This is a genomic window from Agarivorans aestuarii (assembly GCF_019670125.1).
Classification (GTDB): Bacteria; Pseudomonadota; Gammaproteobacteria; order Enterobacterales; family Celerinatantimonadaceae; genus Agarivorans; species Agarivorans aestuarii.
Genome location: NZ_AP023033.1, coordinates 3,583,242 through 3,600,533, shown reverse-complemented (window position 1 = coordinate 3,600,533; position 17,292 = coordinate 3,583,242). Strand labels below are relative to the sequence as shown.

Here is a 17,292-nt window from a genome sequence, read left to right as displayed (position 1 = left end):
GTCAAGGCAATCTTTAGGTTGTTCCTCACCTTTACTTGAGAGAAATTCAATTTAACTTGATGGCTTTTCAATTGTGTTGTGCTTTAGCTCTGGTCAATATGGATTTACACATCTAGACGGCTAAAAGGATATAGACATGAGCACTACTCACGTATTGGGGTACCCAAGAATTGGTAAGCAACGAGAACTAAAATTTGCGCTAGAAAGTTACTGGCGTGGTGAGTCTTCACAGCAAGATTTATTGCAAGTGGGTAAAGACATTCGCCAACAAAATTGGCAAGCCCAAAAAGACAGTGGTCAAGCTTGGGTGACCGTAGGCGATTTTGCTTGGTACGACCAAGTACTAAATACCTCATTATTGTTAGGCAACCTGCCTAAGCGTCATCAGTCTGAGCAAATTAACCTAGATAGCATGTTTGCAATTGCTCGTGGGCAACAGGGCTGTGGCTGTAATCATGCGGCATCAGACATGAGCAAATGGTTTAACACCAATTACCATTACATTGTCCCCGAGTTCTCTGAAGACAGCGTATTTAGCTTACAGTGGACGCAATTATTTGATGAAATTCGCGAAGCCTTTGAACAAGGCCATGCGGTAAAACCGGTTATTTTGGGGCCAGTTTCATACTTATATTTGGGCAAAAATGATGATCAAGCTGCTGATGGCTTTGAGCGTTTGTCCTTGCTCCCCCAGTTATTAACGGTTTACCGTGAGATTTTCCAGCGCATCGCTGCTTTGGGCGTAGAGTGGCTTCAAGTTGATGAGCCAATATTGGGTTTAGAGCTGGATACTCAGTGGCAAGATGCCTTGTTAGCTGCTTACCAAACGAGTATTAGCCCAACTAAAGTGCTATTAACCAGTTATTTTGCCGATGTACTGGATAACGCAGAAGTTATTCAGCAATTGGCCGTAGACGGCTTGCACCTAGATTTATGCGTCGCGCCACAGCAGTTAGAGCAAGTACTTACTTGGTTACCTAAAGAGTGGGTATTGTCGGCTGGGGTGATTAATGGCCGCAATGTGTGGCGGGCTAACTTGCCTGAGCTTATTGAGAATTATAGTTCGCTTAAAGTCCGTTTAGGCGAGCGTTTATGGTTTGCTTCATCTTGTTCACTATTGCACAGTCCGCTTGATCTAGAGAGTGAAACGGACTTGGGTGATGCTAAGTATCGTTTGGCTTTTGCGGAGCAAAAATTGTCTGAGCTGCAAATACTTGATGAAGCGCTAAACGGTGAAGCCGACGCATTGCGCCTGTCTCGCCAATACAGTGCTGCATTGCAAAACCCAAGTAAGAAAAACAACTCCAGCTTGCAGCAGCGAATTAGCGCCTTAACCCCGGCTGAGCGTGAGCGTACTTTAAGCTTTGAACAGCGCCAACAGATTCAACAGCAAAGTTTACAGTTACCGCCTTTGCCAACCACTACCATCGGTTCATTTCCACAAACCAATGAAATTCGCCGTCAGCGTCGTGAATACAAAGCAGGGCAACTAAGCCAAGCCGATTATGATGCTGCGCTTGCGCAACACATTAAGGATGCCATTGAGCGTCAAGAGCGCTTAGATCTTGATGTGTTAGTGCATGGTGAAGCAGAGCGTAACGACATGGTGGAGTATTTTGCCGAGCTTTTAGATGGCTTTATTGCTAGCCGCTTTGGCTGGGTGCAAAGTTATGGCTCGCGCTGCGTGAAACCAGCCATTATTGTTGATGATATTGAACGCGCCAAACCACTTACCGTTGAGTGGAGCCTTTATGCGCAATCACTAACTAACAAGCCAGTAAAAGGCATGTTAACTGGCCCTGTAACCATTTTAACTTGGAGCTTTGCCCGCGAAGATCTTAGCCGCGCCCAAATTGCTGAACAAATCGCTATCGCGCTTAATGATGAAGTGGCGGAGCTGCAGCAAGCGGGCATTCAAGTGATTCAAATTGATGAACCTGCTATTCGCGAAGGTATGCCGCTTAAACGCAGCCAGTGGGACGATTACTTAAGTTGGGCGGTATCGGCCTTTAAGCTCTCTGCAGCCAGCGCCAAACCTGAAACACAGATCCACACTCATATGTGTTACAGCGAGTTTAATGACATAATGCCGGCTGTTGCAGCACTGGATGCCGATGTATTAACCATTGAGACCTCGCGCTCGGCCATGAGTTTGCTGCAAGCGTTTGAGCACTTTGAGTACCCCAATGAGATTGGCCCAGGCGTTTATGATATTCACTCGCCAAACATTCCTAGTATCAATGAGATTAAATCTTTGATCGACAAGGCGGCTCAATGGATCCCTTTGCAGCGCTTGTGGGTGAATCCAGATTGCGGCTTAAAGACCCGTAACTGGCAGGAAACCGAAGCCGCCCTCAATAACATGGTGTTAGCGACTAAAGAATTACGGACTAGCCTCGCTTAAGTGAGCAGACAAAAGTAGCCCCTTAAATTAAGGGGCTATTTCTCCAATGACTTCGTTTTGATTAGCGCCTACACTAGAAATTATCTTGTTGTTTTGAGAATTTCTATGCCAAAGGCAAAGTTCGTTTCTGGTGATATTTTTCGCCATATTGTAGTGATGTCCTCTACTAACGCCATTGGCTTAACTGCTTTATTTTTGGTTGATTTGGCAGATCTGTTTTTTATTAGCTTATTGGGTGAAGCCGAGCTTGCAGCTGCGGTGGGCTATGCCGGAACCATCGCATTTTTTACCACTTCAATTTCTATCGGCTTGTCTATTGCCATGACCGCTTTGGTTTCTAAAGCCATTGGCCAGCAAGACAAAGCACGCGCTAAGCAGTTAGTCACCAATATTTTGTTTACCGGCTTTTTAATCAGCGCCGCTTTTGCTGCTTTGGCTTGGTACTTTGCCCCAGAACTATTGAGCTTGATCGGAGCGAAGGCCAGAACCCATGAACTTGCCGTTGAATACTTAAGAATTTTACTGCCCTCTCTGCCTGTTCTTGGCTTGGCCATGAGCGGTGGTGCAGCGCTGCGCTCGGTGGGAGATGCTAAGCGGGCGATGTGGTCTACCTTGGCAGGTGGCGGCGTTAACGCAGTGCTCGACCCAATATTCATTTTTGCCTTGGGCCTTGGTTTGCCTGGCGCCGCGATTGCCTCGGTAATTGCGCGTTTTGTGGTAGCCGGTGTTGCTTTGTCTGGGGTAGTTTACAAACATCAACTGTTTGCTGGATTTAAGTGGAGCAAGTGGTTGCAAGATTTACGCGCCATTTTAAAAGTGGCTGCTCCCGCGATGATGACCAATGTTGCAACGCCTTTAGGCAATGCCTATGTAACAGCAGCTATCGCGGTGTTTGGTGATGCTTATGTGGCCGGTTGGGCGGTGGTTGGGCGAATTATGCCCGTCGCTTTTGGTATGATTTTCTCGTTATCCGGCGCAATTGGTCCAATTGTTGGCCAAAACTTTGGAGCAAACAATTATGCTCGAGTGCGTGAAGCCTTAACCAAAGCCCTTTGGTTTAATGGTGGCTTTGTGGTGACGGTGTCGCTGATCTTACTGTTTGGCCAAGACTTGATTGCAGATGTCTTTGGAGTAGGCGCAGAGGCCGCTACGGTGATTGGCTTCTTCTGTACTTGGATAAGTTTTAGCTTTGTCTTTAATGGGGCGATGTTTGTGGCCAATGCTGCCTTTAATAATCTTGGTTACCCAAGCACCTCTACCATGCTTAATTTTGGTAAAGCGACCTTAGGGACTATCCCGTTTGTTTATTTAGGTGGGCAGTGGTTTGGTCCTTTAGGTGTATTGGGGGGGCAAGCATTGGGAACGGTTGTGTTTGGGTTATTGGCACTGCGCATGGCTTACTACATTGTGGCTAGAGTCACTAATAAGCATCAACTTCATATAGCAGAGCAAGAGCAGCCACTAGAACCCAGTGTACCGCTCACACCTTTTTGTTCTAGTCGAGCTTATATGTGTGCAGAAGCCGAGCTAGATGAGGCGGCTTCTACCAACGATACCGCAGCGGCCAAGCCCTAAGCTACTGAAAGCGGATTTACGTTAAACCTATCGCCCAGCAGGTTAAGCAACTCCACTTGGCCTGCGATTACCGCAACAATAATTTTCCCTTGCTTGTGTTTACTGGCAATTACTACCCTGCCTTGGTTGTTAACCACTTGGTCTTTAAGCAGCATTGATTGCAAGTGATAAGGGTTTTCCGTTGGATAAAAAAGAACGGTAACATCATGTAGGTCAACTGATTGAGTTTTCATTACGAGTCCTTCCAATTGTGTTACGTCTCAATATAACGTTAGCACTGGTCACTTAGATCACTAAGCTTTGTGATTAAGGCAGTAGAACTTGCTGTAAACAATCGTTGACTTCTTATTTCCTACCGCTAATCTGGCTGAAAATAAAAGGAATACCGATGATTAAGCCAATTCAAGCCAAGATGCTGATGTTTGATTTAGACGATACCTTAGTGGATGACGGCGTCGCTACCGAAACTGCAGCTAAAGCCTTGTTCTCTAAATACCAGCCACAGCAAATTAATGATGCATTAAACCATTGGAAACGCGCCTTAAAACTTCATTATCCGGCTTTTTTGCAGGGCAAGCTTAGCGCTGCCGAAATGCGTCAAGCGCGGGCGCGAGAAGCCTTGCAAGACAAGAGCTTAAGTGATGAGGAAGCAGAGCAAGCCTTTGAATACTTTATGCAGCAGTATATTGCTGCAACGATTTTGTATGGCGATACCTTGGCGTGTTTAAATCAGCTCAAACAGCAGGGCTGGCGCTTGGCCTTGGTATCCAATGGACCAGAAGACATGCAACAGCGAAAAGTGCGGGCTGCTGGCCTCTTAGACTACTTCGAATTTGTTCTCACTGCAGAAGCAGCAGGTGCAGCTAAACCTAAACCAAGCATTTTTCAGCAAGCTGCAAAATTGGCCAAGCTAAGCGTTGAGCAATGCTGTTATGTGGGTGACAACCTAGTGAATGACGCACAAGGTGCTAATGCTGCAGGGATGGGCAGCGTGTGGTTACAACGAGACGCTAGCAGTGAGCCGGAACATCAGCCAATGGATGAGGTAAACTGGAAAATAGCCTCGTTAAATCAATTACATCAATGTACCTGGTTAGCATAAACTTGTTGGCTGGTGGTTCTAAAGGAGTGTAGGAAGCAGTATGGCAATAGTTGGTTTATGGGACTGGTTGGCCGATAGCTTACGTTTTTATCGTCAGCATTTTACCCAATTAGCATTAATGGTTTTGCCCTTTGCTGTTCCTTTTGCTGCACTGCAAAGTCAATACGTTCAGAATCCTAGTGAGCCCTCTACCGCCAATTATTGGATGTTTGTGATCATCGGCCTATTAATGCAGCCGATTTATCAGGGCGCGATCATTTTGTATATGCGGGCGCAGTTTAAGCAACAGCCTTGGTCGATTACGCGTTGCTTTCAGGCTTCCTTAAGTATTTGGCCTTTGTTATTTACCGTGGTGGCGATCTGTTTTGCTTTAGTTATGCTGGGCTTAAGTTTCTTTGTATTGCCGGGCATTGTTATAGCCAGCCGCTTACTAGTGGCCGATTTACACTGTGTACTCAACAAAAGTAGTCCGCTTAAAGCTATTAGCGAAAGCTGGAATCAAACAGAAGCGTATAAGTGGCCATTGCTAGCCGGAGTGATAGCGGTAGCGGGTATAACTATGATACCGGTTTGGGCTTTGCATCATTGGCTATTAGACAACCAGGCAGCCGCAGTTTGGGTGTTTGCCAATCGAGTATTTGGGCAGGTTCTCGAGGCATTCTTTCTGGTATTTGCTTATCGCGCTTATAGTGCGATGAATGCCAGTGCAGAGTAGTTTAGCTATTTACCAAGCTGCTTATTCTTTTTAAGTGCTTATGTAAACTAGCCATCCGCTTTGTTGAGCAGAGCGGGGTAGGTGATTAGGCCGCGGTAAACTGTTGTTGCTTAGCTTGCAATTGATAACCTGCTGACGCTAAGCGTTGGCTCAATTGGCTCTGATTTAGCTCGTAAAACCTGCATAGTTCAGTAAAGCTAGAGAACTCATTTCTAATTTGCATGTTTACAATGCTTACCAAAATATTGATATCCATTTGTTGAACACGTTGTTGGTCTAACATGCATACTCCTTGGCTGGTTGAGGGCGGTTGAAACCCCATTTGGTCCATGCTTTTTCGTGAAAGAAGTAAGCCACACTGTTTACTGCTGGCTCTACTATGGCGACCAAACCGCCAATCATCATGTCACCAGTTAATAACCAAGTGACCAAAAAAGCGATAGTGAAATGCATGCTGGCAAAAGTTAATGTTTTAATCATAGTGTTGTCCTCGTTTATTTTTATATCTAAATGATAATCATTATCATTTACTTTGCAAGTGATTTTTTGTGTTTTATTTATGCAAACCTACAAAATCTTGAGAAAAGCTGTTTGTTTTGGAGCCTCATATAGCTGTTATTTGGGCTGCCTTTGCTAAGAACAGTGCTTGAAATGTAGAGCGGGAGAGCGCTTTTTTTCGCGCAATGGCAGCTTATAATTGCCGTGATATTTTTTATTTAGTTTTATCTTATGCTTAATCATGAAGCGCGCTAAGTGGCTTAGTTGTTATATACTTAGGCTATTATTAAGAGCCTAGTAATAAGGCTGTATCAGGGAAGAGTTATGTTTCGACGTATTGGGATTTTTTGGGGGCTGCTGTTTGTTGTAGGCTGTTCCAGCGTGATGGTAAATCAGTTTGATCAGCGCTTTGGTGAAGCGTCGGTACAAACGCGAATATACTCTGAGAATCATCCTCCTGCGGCTGAGTTCTTGGCAGACGTTAAGCCAATTTTGGACCAGCGCTGCGTGATGTGTCACGCCTGTTACGATGCACCCTGCCAACTTAAGCTAACCTCAGCAGCGGGCATTGACCGTGGGATAAGCACCGACCGAGTTTATAGCGCTAGCCGCCTTACCGCCGCACCTACCACTCGTTTATATACCGATGCAAAATCGACACAAATGTGGCGACAAAAAGGTTTTAATCCGGTTCTAAATGAGCGGATTCAAAGCGAAGAGGCAAACCTAGAGGCGGGGGTAATGTATCAAGCGCTAAAGCAAAAGCGCGATTATGTTGACCCGGGCAATGAGATTTTAGATCCCGAGGCATTCGATTTTGCCTTAGATAGAGCTCAGCAATGTGTGGGCATTGAAGGCTACGCTAAAGTACAAGCTTCTCATCCGGAGTGGGGCATGCCTTATGGCTTACCTGCTATTAGCGATGTTGAGTTCGATACATTGACTGCTTGGCTAGCCAGCGGCGCCCCAATGGCCGATGATTTAAGTGCGCATAATCAGCTTGGTGAGCAAGTTGCCTATTGGGAGGCCTTTTTAAACGGCGACTCGCTCAAACAGCAACTAATGGCGCGTTATATTTACGAGCATTTGTTTATTACTCATCTGTATTTTGATGAGGATCCGAATACTCGCCCAGCCTTTTTCAAGCTAGTACGCTCGCGCACTGCGCCGGGCAATCCCATTGATGAAATAGCAACCCGTCGCCCTTACGATGACCCAGATGTAAGCCGCGTGTATTACCGCTTGGCTCCAGAGCGCGAAACCGTTGTGGTGAAAACTCATATTCCTTATCGTTTAGACAAGGCTCGCCAGCAGCGCTGGACCGAGTGGTTTTTAGGTGACGATACTAACGTAGACAGCTTACCGAGTTACGAGCCTAGAGTGGCGGGTAATCCTTTTGTGGCTTTTCAGGATCTTACTGTGAACGGTCGTTATCGCTTTATGTTGGATGATGCCGAAACCTTTATTATGGGCTTTATGAAAGGGCCTGTTTGTCGCGGGCAGGTAGCTTTAAATGTTATTCAAGACCACTTCTGGGTATATTTCGCCAACCCCGATAATCGCTATGAACAAGAGCAAGCAGAGTTCTTAGTTGAACAGAGCGACCACTTAAGAATGCCATCGGTAGAGCAAAGTAATGTTCTGCCAATTAGTGCGTGGCTTAATTACTCTAAGCGTCACCGCAAATTTATGGATGCCAGTATCGCCCATGTGAATCAATGGCTGAGTAAAGACAGCTCGATACTCAATTTAGATTTACTATGGGATGGTGACGGGGTAAACCAAAATGCCGCACTTACTATCTTCCGCCACTTTGACAGTGCCAGCGTTGTAAAAGGCACCGTAGGCAGGCAGCCAAAAACCGCTTGGGTTATTGATTACTCCTTGTTTGAGCGAATTCATTACTTATTAGTTGCTGGGTTCGACCCTTACGGAAACTTGGGCCATCAATTAGTAACCCGTTTATACATGGACTTTTTACGTATGGAAGGTGAGGGCAGCTTTGCCTCATTCTTGCCTGCTGAAATGCGTTATGATGAACTGCGTAGCTGGTATGTCGGTGCAGACAAAAATATTATCGAGTTTGTTGAGTCTCGCCCACAAGAGGCTTTCTTCAAAAGTGCAGTGGAATATAGCGGAGACGGACCATACAAACAGCAGTTGTTTGACATGATTGGTGAGAAATTGGCGCCTGTATTAAGCCAAAAACATCAAATTAGCTGGCCGCAATATTCACGAGAAGTGAGCGATTTTGCGATTCAAGTTGGCGCTTGGCGAGGTGGGGCCATTAAGCTGTTACCGCAAGTGGTGTTTATTCAGGTTGACGATGTAGAGCAAGCTGAGCCTGAGTATTACACGCTATTGAGGCATAACGCTCATACCAATATTTCTAGCTTGTTCTTGGAAAAGAATAACCGTTTGCCAGATCAAGACACCATATCTGTTTTGCCTGGCTTAGTTGGCGCATATCCTGGTGCATTTTGGCAGGTAGAAAAATCCGAGTTAAAGCAGCTACAACAAAGCTTAGTGCAAGTGCACAACGAGCAGGGTTATCAGGCATTCATGAAGCGCTATGGTATTCGCAGAACCAATAATGACTTCTGGCCATTTAGCGATCGCCTCCATCAAGCTTATCTTCAAGCAGAGCCTTTGGAATCGGGCGTGTTGGATTACAGTCGCTTAGAGAACCGCTAGATTTATCTAACAAAAAGCCCAAGCAAAGTGCTTGGGCTTTTAAATTTTCCGTTTTGTTAGTTTGTTTTAAATCGCGATACCATTTCTTGTAAGCTTCCCGCTAGAGAGTTAAGAGCAGTTGCGCTTTGTTCTAGTTGTTGAGATACCTCGTTTGCTTGACTAGAACCGTCATGAATATCGGTGATGTTGCGATTGATTTCTTCTGCTACCAAGTGCTGCTCTTCTGCTGAAGCTGCAATTTGCGTGGCCATGTCTCGAATGGTAAGTACCGATTGCAATATAGCCTCAAACACTGTGCTGGTTTGGTTAGTGGCGGTTACCGAGGTGGTTGAGTGTTCAATACTGCTAGAGAGCTTAGTGGCTACATTGGAAGTTTGTTGGCGCAAGTTGCTCAATAGTTTGTCGATTTCTTCAGTTGATTCAGCAGTGCGGCCAGCCAGGGTTCTCACTTCGTCTGCAACTACTGCAAATCCTCTGCCTTGCTCACCTGCTCGGGCGGCTTCAATGGCGGCATTTAAGGCCAACAAGTTAGTTTGTTCAGCGATGCCGCGAATGGTATCTAAGATTACAGTGATGTTCGCTGATTCTTGCGACAGTTCATCCATGGCTTGATTGGACTCATTCAAGGTGGTTTCTAGTTGGCTAACGGCGCGCACCGTATCTTGAATAAGTTGATGACCTTCTTCTACCTGTTGCTGGCTATCGTCGGCGCTAGAAGCCGCTTGGCTACAGTTTGACGCCACTTCATTAGAGGTGGCTACCATTTCATGGAATGCCGTTGAAACTTGTTCTACAGCGGCCAACTGCCCCTCTGCAATTTGTTTCATGGTGCTGGACAGCTCACTGGCTTGCGCCGCGGAGTTATCTACTTGTTCACTATTGCCTTTAATGCTGGCAACCAGTGAGTTAATCGATTCAACAAAGCGGTTGAAGGCATTGGCCATTTGCCCCGATTCATCGTTAGATTGGATATCTAAACGCTGGGTTAAGTCGCCTTCACCAGATGCGATGCCCTCTAGGCCTTCGGTGATGGTAATCATCGGTTTGGTGATGACGTTCATCAAGGTAAAGCCAATCGCGATAAACACCACCATCATTAAAATAGCAACGCCTATTATCAGCGTTATTAGCGAGTTGGCTTGTTGGTAAACTTCGCTGGCAGGCATAAAGCCAATAAAGCGCCAGTTAAGATCAGGAGATAAATACACATTGGCTAACCACGTTTCACCGTCTTTTTCTATGGTGTGTAAGCCGGGTGATGCGCTTTGAATTGCCTGATAGCTTGCCACGTCGCCAATTGCTTTAAACAGGTTTTCTTCATTTGATGGGTCAGCCAAAATCGTATTGCTGTCTTCAATCATGATGATGTAGCCCTGTTCACCAAACTTCACTTTTTTAATTAAGTCTGTGAGTTTATTTAATGTGACATCAACGCCAATGGTACCAAATGCCCCCTTAGCTCCTTCAAAGCGAACCATATAATCCACTAGCGGGGTTTTAGTGACTAAATCTTGGTAGGCGGGAATACGCACGGGAGTGCTTGAATTTATCGATAGGGGATACCAAGGGCGTACTCGCGGATCATAGTCTGCGGAGTTTTTACCTAAGGGCCATTGAATGTAGCCGCCATGATCCATCGCCAAGTATACATAGGCCAAGTCAGGCCGCGCTTCTCCAAATTCACGCATAAAATGAAAGGCATCTTGCTCGACACCGCCAATTTTATCTGGTGTCATCATGGTGCTGGGCTTGCCCATATAGGTGCTTACACTGTGATCCAATTGTCGGATGACTTTAGAGGTGGCGAGGAATTTGGCATCTTCGGCTAGGCCGTTAAGGTAAATGGAAAAGGTGGTATCAATGTGCCCGAGCTCTGCAGTGCTTCTTTGTTCAAAGTTGAGTTCAGCGCTATTACGCACGCTCCAAACTGTGATGATGGAAATCACCAATACAGGAATAACCACTCCTGCGAGTAACAACAGCAAAAACTTTGTTCTTATTTTCATTTTTAAGTCCACTATGCGAGCGTGTATTAAGATAAATATAGTGGACTTAGACAGGAATTCTAATTTGCCTTGAATAACTTAGCGACAAATGCGGGGAAAATAACGCAGCTTAACTTGCAGTTAACTTGTAGGTAATACCCACAATAAGGCTAACGGGATAAACACTAAACTGGCAATGTTGCCCAGCATTACAATGGAGGCTACCCGTTGCGGTTCAATTTGATACTGTTCGGCAATAATAAAGTTGAGTACGGCGGGCGGTAAAGCCGCAAACAAAATTAAGCAAGATTGTTGCAAGCTATTGAGCGGCAAAGTTGCAATGGCGATGAAAGCACATAATAGGCCGCTAAGAGGGCAAGCGATAGCGCCAATCATACCGATGCGCCAATCTTTTAAATCTACATCGATTAATCTTACTCCTAGGGTAAACAGCATTAGCGGAACTGATATTTGTCCGAGCATTTCTATTGGCGTGGCAATGACTTTGGGTAGCGAGAGATCTAAGGCACCCCAAACTATGCCGGCAATGGCAGCAACAATCACCGGAATACGCAAAGTGGAAAGCAGCTTTGCTTTGGTATCAATAAAATATAGCCCTACCGAAAAGTGTAAGACCATTTCAACCACAAACAGAATGACCGCGATGGGCATGGCGGCTTCGCCAAAGGCTAAAATAATCAGCGGTAGCCCTAAGTTACCAGCGTTGTTGAACATCATCGGTGGCAAGAAGGTTCGTGCTTTCAGGCCTAAGGGCTTAATTAGCGGCAGTAATACCAAGCCCGAGCCCAGCACTACCCAAATGGAGGCCAGTAGCAGCTCGCTATAATCAGCCAGCTCTAATTGGGTATTTGCCAGCACCGAGAAGATTAAGGCTGGGCAGAATATCTCCATATTCATTCGATTTGCCGCGCTAATATCGGGACGATGTTTGCGGCCATAAATGAGGCCTAAAACAACAATAATAATTAGCGGTGCAACAATACTTAAGATTTGCCAAGCCACAGTGTCAGTCCTTCATCGAATGAGAATTAAGCTTACCAGAAAGGCTCAAAGAGGCTAGCTAGCAAAAGGTGGTAATGGCTTTTACTGGTTTGAATGGCTAGGCTAATAGTGCATACACCAAAGCTTGAGGCGCTTATGTTGAAACAGCTCTACCTTGCTATGATCTTACTCGTTATAGCTGGCCAAATGCCAACGGCGGCCATTGCCGAAGATGAGTTTGACATGGATATGGATTTTCCTGAGCCAGATTTCCCTGAGCCTGAGCCGGACTTTCCAGAGCCAGAACAATTGCCTGAGTTAGAGCCTGAGCCGCCTATTGCTGAAGTATTACCCGAAGTTGACCAGCCGGAGGTGGAACTACCAATAGCTCCGCCGCCAGAAGAAGTGCTCCCACCTGAAGAAATATTGCCACCTATCATCGTGCTACCACCACCGATATATTGGTTAGATGATCCTTGGGACTACTGGTATCCACATGACTATCCGCGCCATTACTATCGCCCTGCCAATATTAGCGTGAGGGTGAATGGTGAGCTTAAGTTGCGTATTGTGGATAGCCAGCAGCGCACTTTAGTTAATCAAACCTTAGAAGCTGGCACTTACCAGCAATGGCAAGGACAGGCTCCGTTTGCGGTAACGGTTAGTGACCCGTCGCAGATAGCGCTGAGCTATCAAGGTAAAGAAGTGGATTTAAGCACTTACCAAGATACTGAAAATGCTTATTTTCAAGTACCGCCTAATCGCTAATCTTTGATTATAGAAAGCAAAAAACAGAGCCTGTGCTCTGTTTTTTTATGTTTAGCCCCAGTGTTTATTGGCTTGGCGGGGTATAACCTTCAATATCCACTTCACCGTCTTCAAACAGATACTTAACCATTTCTGCTTGCAATAGCTCGCGGTCATCTTGATTCATCAAGTTAAGTTTTTTCTCGTTGATGAACATGGTTTGTTTTTTCTGCCACTCGGTCCAGGCTTCTTTGCTGATGTTATCAAAAACACGCTTGCCCACATCACCAGGAATCAGTTGAAAATCTAAGCCTTCGGCTTCTTTTTTTAAACGTTGGCAAAATACGGTTCTAGCCATAATAGGTCCTTTTTCCTTGCTTTGCCTAAGGGAGGCAAAGGCTAAATTAAAGTGCTTGTTGCGCTATTTTTAACAGCTTTTCTGTAACGGCTGCCAAGCCAACCTTGGGCGCTTGTTGCATGTTATACCAAAGTTGTTGGTTGTCTGCCATGACTTGTAAGTTAGGTGCTTCACTCAGCTCTATCAGTGAAGGTTGAATGTCTAGATGATAGTGGCTAAAGGTATGGCGCAGCGGCGTGAGTTCATAAATCGCATCAGCGCTCATTTTCTGCTGGTTTAGCCATTCGCTAATGCTGTCTTCAGGGCTGATTTCAGGGAAGCAATATAGCCCTCCCCAAAGCCCTTGCATGGGGCGCTGATAGAGTAAAAACTGCTGCTGCCAATGCAAAATCAGCATTTGAGTGGGTTTTTCAGGCAATACCTTTTTAGGCTTTTTGCCGGGGAAGTCGCCTTGACGCTGATACTTAAGCGCTTGGCAGTCTTCGGCTACAGGGCAAACCTCGCAACGAGGTTTGCTGCGAGTGCAGACCATGGCGCCTAAATCCATCATTGCTTGATTGTATTCGGTGGTTTGTTGCTCTGGCGTATTGGCTTCGGCCAGTTCCCATAGTTGGTTTTCCACCGGTTTCTTCCCTGGCCAACCTGCTATCGCTTGGTGACGAGCGAGTACTCGCTTTACGTTGCCATCTAAAATGGCATGGCGTTGTCCTAAGGATAAAGACAATACCGCGCCAGCGGTTGAACGACCAATGCCCGGTAGAGCAATAACTTGCTCGATATCTTCGGGAAATCGCCCATTATGTTGCTCGGCAATCTCTTTAGCTGCTTTGTGTAAATTACGCGCTCGTGCGTAATAACCGAGGCCGGTCCATAGGTGCAGTACTTCATCGGTATCGGCTTTAGCTAAGTCTCTCACCGTAGGGAAACGTTGCATAAAACGTTCAAAGTAGGGAATAACCGTAGCCACTTGAGTTTGCTGTAGCATGATTTCCGACAGCCAAACTTTATAAGGTGTTTTGTCTTGCTGCCAAGGCAGGTGTTTGCGCCCAGCTTGGTGATACCAAGTAACTACTCGGCTGGAAAAGTTTGCGAGATTGTTGGTCATTAAAAGTGCTTAGTTTAAATAGTGGGTTGGCAGCGAGGTGGTCGATTTCATGACTTCCATAGAAAAGGCAGAGCTTACATCGGTAAAGGCTAAGCGTTCGATCAGTTGCTTATATACTTTGTCGTAGTCGTCGATACTGGGCACTACAACCTGTAACAAGTAGTCGATACTGCCACTCATGCGGTGAGCTTCAATGATCTCTGGAATATCTTGAATGGCTTGTTTGAATTGATCTAACCATTGTTGGTCGTGCTGCGAGGTGCGCACACTTACAAACACGGTTACCCCTAAATTGAGCTTAGCTCTATCGAGTAAGGCGACCTTGTGGCGAATAAAGCCTGCTTGCTCTAGTTTTTGCACTCTACGCCAGCAAGGGGTTGCCGATAAACCCACCCGTTCGGCGATGTCGTTGAGCGGGATGCTTACGTCTCGTTGCAGCAAATCGAGTATTAACTTGTCTTTACTATCGAGTTTCATTTTTCACACTTTGCTCAAATAATGAAAGTTGCTGCTATTTTCCCGCGCTTAAGCCTGAGAAACAACCGCTATCTTTGTGTGGCTACTCGCCAGTTAGGCTTTGTTCTAACCAAAGCGCTTTATTGGGGCTAAATCCGCCAGCAGCGAGTAGTTCCTGTTTACTTATGTGGCCACGTAGGTGTTCTATGATGGCAGATGTTGATCGATGATTAGCTTGTAACCAACAATCCTGCGGATGATATTCCCCTTGATTTTGTGCTACACCATTTAACAACACTGGCGTAAAACGCCAAGCTTGACCGGGTACATATTCGCCTTGCAACTCAATGTTATTGTCGCCTTGAGTTAAGTGTATTTGATGAAAGATGCCGGGAGATCCACCTAAACTAAAATCCACCTCAATCTGATGCTGCTTGCAAGCAAGCTTTAAGCTCAAGCTTTGATTGTCATGCTGCCCCTGGCATTTTGTAGAAGAGAGCTGCTTTGGTTCGCCGAGTTTATGGAGTAACCAAGAAAGGGGATGGCTAGCTGTCTCTAAAATCCACTGTTCTAACGTAAAGTTAAGCGGCAAGTTTACCTGTGAGCTTAAGTGCGCCTTAACTGGTTGTTCGGCCTCCAACAAGCTATTGATAAGCTGAGCGCTTGCTAAGTAATTAAAGGCATAGTTCACCCATATGTTTTGTGGCCAGCTCGATAAGGGCTGGGTTTCACTTAAGCCCATTAGTGGCTTTTCACAAATGATCGCGGCGTGCTTAAAATGCTCGATAAGCGTTAAATGCGAAACTGCGGGGCTGGCAATAATCACTAAATCTACCGGCGGTAATTGGTCGATGTTATTGCAAGCTGCAGCAATGCCATGTTGCTTTGCAAGGTGCTGGGCTTTGTTTATGTCTAAATCAAGTAAGGCTTTAACCTCTACTTGGTTTTGCTGCAAAGCGCTTAAGTGAACTAAACCCCAGTTGCAGCCAATAATCGCTGCGCTGTTAATGGCGGGCGTGTTGTTGAAAAGCAATTTACGAAGTCCTAATTGTTAACTTTGGCGGCAACCACAATAAAGCGTGCGCCAGTAGAGCCTGCTTGCACAAAGTGACTTTGTCCAGGGTGAATACAGTGGGAGTCGCCAGCTTTAAGGGTTTGGGTTTGCTGCTCCTCTCCTTCAACCACGGTAATAACAAGCTCACCACTGAGCAGATAATAAAGCTCTTCGGTATGAGTATGTTGATGCAAACCGATACTGCCATTGGCTTCTAGGCTTGAATCCATCACCAGCTCTATACCACTGGCTAAAATGCCTTCGGCTTTGTCTGGCTCTTCACTGTAAATCCAAGTGCCATCTAAACGTCCTTTGCCTTGCATGCCCGCGGGAGCTGAAGGATTTAGGTGGGCAGGTTGATAAACCACGGTAGCCATATGCTGTGCTTGTTTAAAACTATAGCCTTGGCCCTCGTAGAGTGGAGCATCACCGCCATGAAACTCTTGGTCATTAAACTGCCGAGATTTTGGTTTGGAGGTCATTAAATTATCCTAAATGTTTTTGCTGAGTACATTCCATTAATGTTGCTTGATCAACAATCTGATGTTTTAACAGTAACGCTAGGGCCGTTGCCATTCTCTTGGTTGGTATATAAAACATGGCAATCAAAGAATACACTTTTATCGGCTAAATCATCAGAAAAGAAGATGTAAATTCGATTCAATGCAGTCGATTTGTCCACAAAAAAGGGAGCGGCATCATTATTGGCAATGATCGAAGGTAAGGCCACAGAATCTATATCCAGCCATGCTTGTACTTGAGTATTCAGTTGCTGAAAGCTATCGCTGCCATCTACCGCGGGATAGCCTTGATAAACAGGAAGTTGAGTACCCAAATAGTCTATTTCGCTGTTGCCATTGGTTTTATTTTGCAAGGCTGCTTCACTATAGACCAAATGCAAGCCTTCTCTCATTGCTCCACCAATAGTTTCTAATGTGGCAGCTTTACTATCGAAGCGTAAGTTGAGGAACTTCGGTAATGCTACTACACCTAATATGGCTAAAATCACAATAACCATCACTAGCTCGATTAGGGTAAAACCGCTTTGTTTGGAAATAGCTAACATTGTGAATAATCAACCCTCTTTGCTTGGGCTTTAACATCATTACCTGTTTATTATAGGAAACCTAATAGTGGAGGCGCTATGTTAGAACTTAGACCTTGTTGCGAGCACTGCGAAACACCCTTAGCAGCTAATGCAACCAACGCGATGATTTGTTCCTTTGAGTGCACTTTTTGTAAAGAATGTGTGGAAACAGTTTTAGCTAATGTTTGCCCAAATTGCGGTGGCGGTTTTTGTGCTAGGCCTATTAGGCCAGAAGCTGATTGGGTGAATGGTAATAACTTGAGCCATTATCCAGCGGGTAAGCGAGTGGTGATTAAAGCGGTTAACCTCAGTCAGCAAAAAAGTTTAATTGAGCGAGTAGGGACGCTAGCGCCAAATAAACGATAGGGGCTGTTTACCTTTCGAGCTGATTTTTGCTGCAAAACATTGCAAGCTTTAGCGTGCAAAGCTTGCACAACGGCGAGAACTTTGGATAATGCCAGCCCTGTTCTACATTTAGAATGTCCCTGCAATATCTAGTCTGGAAATATC

The 17,292-nt window shown here is 45.5% G+C and carries 18 protein-coding genes; 7 read left to right on the top strand and 11 right to left on the bottom strand.

Features of this window, described 5'->3' with window-relative positions; genetic code table 11:
* Positions 1–136 precede the first annotated feature (136 nt).
* On the top strand, positions 137–2,404 hold the full coding sequence (metE, locus tag K5609_RS16790; protein WP_221074637.1) for a 5-methyltetrahydropteroyltriglutamate--homocysteine S-methyltransferase: 2,268 nt from the start codon (positions 137–139) through the stop codon (positions 2,402–2,404).
* 105 nt (positions 2,405–2,509) lie between these two features.
* Positions 2,510–3,979 (top strand): MATE family efflux transporter, encoded by a 1,470-nt coding sequence (locus K5609_RS16785; RefSeq protein WP_221074636.1) that lies wholly within the window; start codon positions 2,510–2,512, stop codon positions 3,977–3,979.
* Here K5609_RS16785 and K5609_RS16780 read toward each other — a convergent pair.
* Positions 3,976–4,212 carry a DUF2375 family protein gene (locus tag K5609_RS16780; RefSeq protein ID WP_221074635.1) on the bottom strand — a complete coding sequence of 79 codons (237 nt, stop codon included), beginning with the start codon at positions 4,210–4,212 and terminating at the stop codon, positions 3,976–3,978. The two genes, K5609_RS16785 and K5609_RS16780, sit on opposite strands and share 4 nt — an antisense overlap.
* A 155-nt stretch (positions 4,213–4,367) precedes the next feature.
* On the opposite strand from K5609_RS16780, the gene K5609_RS16775 reads away from it, so the two are divergent.
* Together K5609_RS16775 and K5609_RS16770 are read left to right on the top strand one after the other, a co-directional pair.
* Positions 4,368–5,081 (top strand): HAD family hydrolase, encoded by a 714-nt coding sequence (locus tag K5609_RS16775; protein WP_221074634.1) that lies wholly within the window; start codon positions 4,368–4,370, stop codon positions 5,079–5,081.
* Between the two features lie 40 nt (positions 5,082–5,121).
* Positions 5,122–5,796, top strand: a complete 675-nt coding sequence (locus tag K5609_RS16770; protein ID WP_221074633.1) for a YciC family protein — start codon at positions 5,122–5,124, stop codon at positions 5,794–5,796.
* Positions 5,797–5,881: 85 nt separating this feature from the next.
* On the opposite strand, the gene K5609_RS16765 is transcribed toward K5609_RS16770, so the two are convergent.
* Both K5609_RS16765 and K5609_RS16760 read right to left on the bottom strand, forming a co-directional pair.
* Positions 5,882–6,079 carry a DUF4250 domain-containing protein gene (locus K5609_RS16765; RefSeq protein ID WP_016401392.1) on the bottom strand — a complete coding sequence of 66 codons (198 nt, stop codon included), beginning with the start codon at positions 6,077–6,079 and terminating at the stop codon, positions 5,882–5,884.
* Entirely contained in the window at positions 6,073–6,276 is a 204-nt protein-coding gene (locus tag K5609_RS16760) for a DUF2061 domain-containing protein (protein WP_016401391.1), read from the bottom strand. Before K5609_RS16760 ends, K5609_RS16765 begins: the two co-directional genes overlap by 7 nt.
* A gap of 342 nt (positions 6,277–6,618) precedes the next feature.
* On the opposite strand from K5609_RS16760, the gene K5609_RS16755 reads away from it, so the two are divergent.
* Positions 6,619–8,988: a fatty acid cis/trans isomerase gene (locus K5609_RS16755; protein WP_221074632.1), complete on the top strand. Its 2,370-nt coding sequence runs from the start codon at positions 6,619–6,621 to the stop codon at positions 8,986–8,988.
* Positions 8,989–9,044: 56 nt separating this feature from the next.
* Here K5609_RS16755 and K5609_RS16750 read toward each other — a convergent pair whose 3' ends face one another.
* Together K5609_RS16750 and K5609_RS16745 are read right to left on the bottom strand one after the other, a co-directional pair.
* Entirely contained in the window at positions 9,045–10,994 is a 1,950-nt protein-coding gene (locus K5609_RS16750) for a methyl-accepting chemotaxis protein (protein WP_221074631.1), read from the bottom strand.
* 120 nt (positions 10,995–11,114) lie between these two features.
* Complete coding sequence (locus tag K5609_RS16745) at positions 11,115–11,996, bottom strand: AEC family transporter (protein WP_221074630.1); 882 nt, start codon at positions 11,994–11,996, stop codon at positions 11,115–11,117.
* Between the two features lie 135 nt (positions 11,997–12,131).
* On the opposite strand from K5609_RS16745, the gene K5609_RS16740 reads away from it, so the two are divergent.
* Complete coding sequence (locus K5609_RS16740) at positions 12,132–12,743, top strand: DUF4115 domain-containing protein (protein WP_221074629.1); 612 nt, start codon at positions 12,132–12,134, stop codon at positions 12,741–12,743.
* 64 nt (positions 12,744–12,807) lie between these two features.
* Here K5609_RS16740 and K5609_RS16735 read toward each other — a convergent pair whose 3' ends face one another.
* The 6 genes from K5609_RS16735 to K5609_RS16710 form a co-directional block, all read right to left on the bottom strand.
* Positions 12,808–13,080 (bottom strand): oxidative damage protection protein, encoded by a 273-nt coding sequence (locus K5609_RS16735; protein WP_016401386.1) that lies wholly within the window; start codon positions 13,078–13,080, stop codon positions 12,808–12,810.
* Between the two features lie 46 nt (positions 13,081–13,126).
* On the bottom strand, positions 13,127–14,185 hold the full coding sequence (gene mutY, locus K5609_RS16730) for an A/G-specific adenine glycosylase (protein ID WP_221074628.1): 1,059 nt from the start codon (positions 14,183–14,185) through the stop codon (positions 13,127–13,129).
* A gap of 9 nt (positions 14,186–14,194) precedes the next feature.
* A complete protein-coding gene (locus tag K5609_RS16725; protein ID WP_016401384.1) occupies positions 14,195–14,662 on the bottom strand; it encodes an Lrp/AsnC family transcriptional regulator in 468 nt (155 codons plus the stop codon).
* A gap of 82 nt (positions 14,663–14,744) precedes the next feature.
* Positions 14,745–15,674: a Gfo/Idh/MocA family oxidoreductase gene (locus K5609_RS16720; RefSeq protein WP_221074627.1), complete on the bottom strand. Its 930-nt coding sequence runs from the start codon at positions 15,672–15,674 to the stop codon at positions 14,745–14,747.
* An 11-nt stretch (positions 15,675–15,685) separates the two neighbouring features.
* A complete protein-coding gene (locus K5609_RS16715) occupies positions 15,686–16,177 on the bottom strand; it encodes a cupin domain-containing protein (RefSeq protein ID WP_221074626.1) in 492 nt (163 codons plus the stop codon).
* Between the two features lie 50 nt (positions 16,178–16,227).
* Entirely contained in the window at positions 16,228–16,761 is a 534-nt protein-coding gene (locus K5609_RS16710; protein WP_221074625.1) for a type II secretion system protein, read from the bottom strand.
* A gap of 78 nt (positions 16,762–16,839) precedes the next feature.
* Here K5609_RS16710 and K5609_RS16705 point away from each other — a divergent pair, with 78 nt between their 5' ends.
* Entirely contained in the window at positions 16,840–17,148 is a 309-nt protein-coding gene (locus K5609_RS16705) for a DUF1272 domain-containing protein (protein ID WP_221074624.1), read from the top strand.
* Positions 17,149–17,292: the final 144 nt, after the last annotated feature.

What these genes read in the sequence shown, in the direction of transcription:
- K5609_RS16755 (WP_221074632.1), top strand. Translation starts at nt 6,619, where the DNA reads ATGTTTCGACGTATTGGGATTTTTTGGGGGCTGCTGTTTGTTGTAGGC.
- metE (WP_221074637.1), top strand. Translation starts at nt 137, where the DNA reads ATGAGCACTACTCACGTATTGGGGTACCCAAGAATTGGTAAGCAACGA.
- K5609_RS16770 (WP_221074633.1), top strand. Translation starts at nt 5,122, where the DNA reads ATGGCAATAGTTGGTTTATGGGACTGGTTGGCCGATAGCTTACGTTTT.
- K5609_RS16735 (WP_016401386.1), bottom strand. Translation starts at nt 13,080, where the DNA reads ATGGCTAGAACCGTATTTTGCCAACGTTTAAAAAAAGAAGCCGAAGGC.
- K5609_RS16780 (WP_221074635.1), bottom strand. Translation starts at nt 4,212, where the DNA reads ATGAAAACTCAATCAGTTGACCTACATGATGTTACCGTTCTTTTTTAT.
- K5609_RS16785 (WP_221074636.1), top strand. Translation starts at nt 2,510, where the DNA reads ATGCCAAAGGCAAAGTTCGTTTCTGGTGATATTTTTCGCCATATTGTA.
- K5609_RS16760 (WP_016401391.1), bottom strand. Translation starts at nt 6,276, where the DNA reads ATGATTAAAACATTAACTTTTGCCAGCATGCATTTCACTATCGCTTTT.
- K5609_RS16710 (WP_221074625.1), bottom strand. Translation starts at nt 16,761, where the DNA reads ATGTTAGCTATTTCCAAACAAAGCGGTTTTACCCTAATCGAGCTAGTG.
- K5609_RS16750 (WP_221074631.1), bottom strand. Translation starts at nt 10,994, where the DNA reads ATGAAAATAAGAACAAAGTTTTTGCTGTTGTTACTCGCAGGAGTGGTT.
- K5609_RS16740 (WP_221074629.1), top strand. Translation starts at nt 12,132, where the DNA reads ATGTTGAAACAGCTCTACCTTGCTATGATCTTACTCGTTATAGCTGGC.
- mutY (WP_221074628.1), bottom strand. Translation starts at nt 14,185, where the DNA reads ATGACCAACAATCTCGCAAACTTTTCCAGCCGAGTAGTTACTTGGTAT.
- K5609_RS16775 (WP_221074634.1), top strand. Translation starts at nt 4,368, where the DNA reads ATGATTAAGCCAATTCAAGCCAAGATGCTGATGTTTGATTTAGACGAT.
- K5609_RS16715 (WP_221074626.1), bottom strand. Translation starts at nt 16,177, where the DNA reads ATGACCTCCAAACCAAAATCTCGGCAGTTTAATGACCAAGAGTTTCAT.
- K5609_RS16765 (WP_016401392.1), bottom strand. Translation starts at nt 6,079, where the DNA reads ATGTTAGACCAACAACGTGTTCAACAAATGGATATCAATATTTTGGTA.
- K5609_RS16725 (WP_016401384.1), bottom strand. Translation starts at nt 14,662, where the DNA reads ATGAAACTCGATAGTAAAGACAAGTTAATACTCGATTTGCTGCAACGA.
- K5609_RS16705 (WP_221074624.1), top strand. Translation starts at nt 16,840, where the DNA reads ATGTTAGAACTTAGACCTTGTTGCGAGCACTGCGAAACACCCTTAGCA.